This is a genomic window from Roseibium sp., from assembly GCF_025698965.1.
In the GTDB taxonomy this organism is placed as follows: Bacteria; Pseudomonadota; Alphaproteobacteria; order Rhizobiales; family Stappiaceae; genus Roseibium.
Window position 1 is genome coordinate 1 of sequence record NZ_JAILWL010000533.1, and the last position, 4,214, is coordinate 4,214.

General features: G+C 54.8%; 4 protein-coding genes and 1 tRNA gene. 2 read left to right on the forward strand and 3 right to left on the reverse strand.

Annotated elements, in window-relative coordinates:
- Window positions 1-164: 164 nt before the first annotated feature.
- Window positions 165-590 carry a biopolymer transporter ExbD gene (locus tag K5905_RS28795; protein ID WP_297590865.1) on the forward strand — a complete coding sequence of 142 codons (426 nt, stop codon included), beginning with the start codon at window positions 165-167 and terminating at the stop codon, window positions 588-590.
- Window positions 591-665: 75 nt separating this feature from the next.
- On the opposite strand, the gene K5905_RS28800 is transcribed toward K5905_RS28795, so the two are convergent.
- Entirely contained in the window at window positions 666-2,264 is a 1,599-nt protein-coding gene (locus K5905_RS28800; protein ID WP_297590867.1) for a caspase family protein, read from the reverse strand.
- Window positions 2,265-2,758: 494 nt separating this feature from the next.
- Between K5905_RS28800 and K5905_RS28805 the strand changes: the two genes are divergently transcribed.
- A complete protein-coding gene (locus K5905_RS28805) occupies window positions 2,759-3,613 on the forward strand; it encodes a hypothetical protein (protein WP_297590869.1) in 855 nt (284 codons plus the stop codon).
- 65 nt (window positions 3,614-3,678) lie between these two features.
- On the opposite strand, the gene K5905_RS28810 is transcribed toward K5905_RS28805, so the two are convergent.
- Both K5905_RS28810 and K5905_RS28815 read right to left on the reverse strand, forming a co-directional pair.
- Window positions 3,679-3,754 (reverse strand) — tRNA-Glu (locus K5905_RS28810).
- A gap of 125 nt (window positions 3,755-3,879) precedes the next feature.
- Window positions 3,880-4,214: VOC family protein (locus K5905_RS28815; protein WP_297590876.1), on the reverse strand; the 335-nt coding region annotated here is incomplete at its 5' end.

Consider the following 4,214-nt stretch of genomic DNA (forward strand, 5'->3'; position numbering starts at 1 on the left):
GCAACCTGGTGTCTGCACCATGCAAGTGACTCGATCTGCTGACTTGACAAGCAACGCTACGGAAATGCGGACCGACGGTCAATTTGCCGATTGGGATTGTGGTTTACAAAGATCTGCGGGACAGTGGTTGCCAGTGACGCGATTGGTCAGAAGAAGTCTTGTCGATGATCTTGATCCATAGCCCGGTCGGAAAGCACAGGCGAATACCGCTTATGCCTTTGATCGATGTGATTTTCATACTTGTGATGTTTTTTCTCTTGTCGTCGACATTTGGCGTCTGGCGACCCCTTGATGTCTCTCTTGGTGGGGGAGGAGACATTGGCGTGGATAATCGGCAGTCCACTGCTGAAACGCCGCCAATATTGATCACCATTCGCTCTGTGCCGGGGGAGCAACGTGTCCGCGTAACTGTAAACGGTGTCGAAAAACCGTTGGAACAGCTTGCCGCAGAGTTGAATCGATTGACGGTGCTGGGTGCACAGACAGCTGTTCTTGTTCCGGCAAAGGGGACAGAGTTTCAACAGGTAGTTACCATTCTTGACGAAGCCAGGTCCTCGCGGATCAGAAGCGTCAGCCTGAAGATCGACTGACGTGGTGATCTGGCTTCCCAAAAATAAAGACCCGGCGGTTGCCGGGTCTCTTTGCAATTTTTTGGTCTCAGCCGATCAGCGTCCTATGGCTCCACCGAGAATTCCGCCGACGACACCTCCGATAAACGCTGCACCGGCCGGATTGATACCACCGCCGCCGTTATTGGCAGGAGCGACGCGCTGCGGCTGGTTGGTCGCAGTTGTCCGTTGCGGGGTTGTGCTGCGTGATGCGGTCGACTGCTGCCGACGTTTTGCAGCAGCGGCTGCGGCCTGCTTGCGTTTCACTTCTTCAACATAGGCCGCGTACTTTGCTGCGGTCTGCGTTGTCAGCAGGGCGTATTGAGCCGCGGTGAAATATCCGGTCGGGGCAATGCCGTTTGCCGTCTGCCAGGAAGTAACGCCACCGCGTGTTTTCGGACCGAAGGCGCCATCGGGCCGGCCGACATTGTGCCCTGCAAGGTTCAGGCGAGTTTGCACCTGTCGACGTGCAGTTCGGTTCCAGCCAAGCGCTGCTTCTGTTTCCGCCGAGCCGGGAATTGCATTTTGGGGATTCGGCAGAGTTGAATTGACAGCCGCCTGACCGCTTGCCTGACCTTCCACCTGGGATGACGTTGCAGGGGTGGTCCTGGGGTTAACTGCAGCAACCTGATTGCTTGCACTCAGACGCTTAATCGAGTTGCGTGCAAAATCGGAGAACGTGCCGCTTGGATAGGCTGACAGGTACGCTTCATAATCCGCAACCGTATTGCTGGACTTCGCGGTTTCCCAGATCAGCTTCTCCCGTTCCCAGGCAATGTTGGACTGGGTCGCGGCGTTCACAGCTGCGTTGTTGACCACCGGTTGTTGTGGGGCAGAGGTAGCAGCATTGCCAAGCGCGGCAACTTCGGTGCCCTTTTCCTCAGCTTGTTTGTTAAGGAACACTTCGCCGATCAGTGATGCATTCACCCAGGGCCGCTGACGTTTTTCGGTCTGGTCGTACACATCGCCGGTTACCCGCGTCATCACGGTCTGGATGGAGACATTTGGTGTGTCGATGTGGCGGATGAGAGCCGAGGTAAAGGGAGAATTGTTGCCGTCGCCGTCGAGTGCGACATCTCCCGGGCTCGTGGCGAATGCGATGACTGAACCTTCACCACCGGTTTCCTGCATTTTAATTTCAGCAAGGCCGGCGCCAACGTTGCCGGACCGGCTCGGCCCCATGCGGCGCGCAAGCGTGCGCGCCAACGGGTTGTCGCGGCAGGCATCCAGAAAGACCATTTGCACTTTCACGTCTTTCGACATCTGGCGCATGATGAAATCAACGGAGATGGTTTCGAAATCGAGCGAAGTCTCGTCTTCTATTTTTGCATCAACCGGCACCAAAAGGTTTTGTCCGGCGACCTGCATGCCATGGCCGGCATAGAATAGAAGCGCGATTTCGGCACCATAGGCTTTCTTTGCGAATTCCATGACGGTGCGGCGCATACCATTATAGGTCTGGTCCTGGCCCGCTACGACTTCAAATCCGAGACCGCGCAGCTTGGTTGCCATGAGCTGAGCATCGTTGGCTGGATTGGGAAGGGGTACCGTGTGCTCGTAAGCGCCGTTGCCAATCACCAGGGCAACCCGCTTGGCGAGTGCCGGGGCAGTCCCTGCAATCAGAATTGCCAGCACGGCGATCATTCGTTTGAACATTTCATGTCCTCTCGTCGATCATTGTTGCCTGTCGGTTGGCCCGATCTTTCCTCGAGGTCTGCCACCTCTTAACAACAGAAGTACCCCGATAGGCAAATTTGTTCTGTAATACGCGTCACAGGAAGGATTAATCGGTGAAATCTGCCCCATGACCACCGGAGCCAGCTGTTGAATTGGCCGGCAAACGCATCCAAAGATTTGAGACGCAGTATATCCAATGACGTCGGGCAAAACTACGTTTGTTGGCGTTTTCCGGTAACATTTTGTGCAAATGGGTTAAGGGAAGTGATGGTGAGTTTCAGCGGATTGCAACCGGGCTGGAAACGACATCGGACCGGGACACCGACGATATGAATGGTCGAGAACGATGTGCTGCCGGCAACAAACTTGTGATGTGTATCACGCTTTGGCCTGAATGAAGTTTGCTACCCTGACCGTGTCGTGAGCTCGTGACCGGCGGCGATTTCTCGCCAGCCCGCCAAGGAGATCGTTTCATGACTGGAAATGCGGATATCCTGAAACATATGCGTCCTGCGCATCTCGGTGTCTTCCGCTCAGCCGCAAGGCTGTACAATGTCGCCATTCTGGTCAGGCGAACCAACACTGCATCGCTACAGCATATTGGCGAAGCCTATGCTTTGCCAAAACGCCTCGATTGCAAGGCCAAAACGGCCGATTTCGACGTCACGGCGAGGGGAAGCCGTATCGCCGCCGGAAAAAGAGCGTGCTTAGCCGGTCTTGTCGTCGATCCGTCGATCGCTGGGGACCGCGCCTTTACAGATGGAAAATACTCCAAGGCTCTCAAGGCGTGGAACGATTTTTCAAGTCAGTTACGGCCTGAAATGTCAACTTTCGAACAGCAGAAAAACCTCACTTATATTCCAGGCGGCGGCCTCTATTTTGTCGAGCGAAATCCGGAAGATCCGTATTTCGGCTGTGTGAAGTTTTCTTCAAGTTCCTTGATCACGGCGGGAAAGTGCATTCACGGGGATTTTGACTTGTATGGCATCGTCGACATGGATGCGCCCGAACAGATCGTGCGGGTGAAGGAGGAGCGACTGGGACAGACCCATGCCCGTTCGCCGAAATTCGTTGATGTCCAGAACTTTGTGAACAACCGCATTGGTGTCACGATGATTTTGCACGGCTCCCAGGAAACCTATGCTTCAAAACATGAAGATGACGATCTTGATGTGTTCTTTCCCGACGGCCGTGTTGAATTTGCCGGACCGACCGCTGCGAAAATCGCTGAATTCTATCAAAAGAGATTTCCCGGCAGGTCATTGTTCCGCAAGGACGACCCGGCGCAGCAGGTAAAGGGGCGCTATATATCGCCGGGCAAAACCTGACACTTAGAGCGGCAGCATTAGCAGCGTAAAACGCGTCGAAAGGCCAATTTTCGGGAAAGAGAAAATGGCACGCCCAACGGGACTCGAACCCGTGTTTCCGCCGTGAAAGGGCGGCGTCCTAGACCGCTAGACGATGGGCGCGCGGTCGACGCGGCTGCGTCGTGGGGAGGCTTATAGGCGGGAATGGACTTGCCCGCAAGAGCCTTTGAGACAATTTTTTGCAAGCCCGGATTTCCGGGCTTGCGCTTGTTGAAAACCTGGTTTCGTTACCACTCGCCGACATTTGGCATGGAAGCCCAAGGTTCTTTGATTTCAAGAGCTTCACCCTTCTGAAGAAGCTCAAAGGAAATGTTGTCCGGCGAACGAACGAAAGCCATGCGTCCATCGCGTGGAGGGCGGTTTATGGTCACGCCTTTTTTCTGCAGGTTTTCGCAGAATTCATAGATGTCATCGACTTCATATGCCAGGTGCCCGAAATTGCGGCCGCCGTCATACTCTTCAGGATCCCAGTTATATGTCAGCTCGAGCAGGGGAGCCATACTGGCTTTGCCGGCTTCAAGATCGTCGGAACCCGCCAGGAAAATCAGAGTGAACCGGCCCT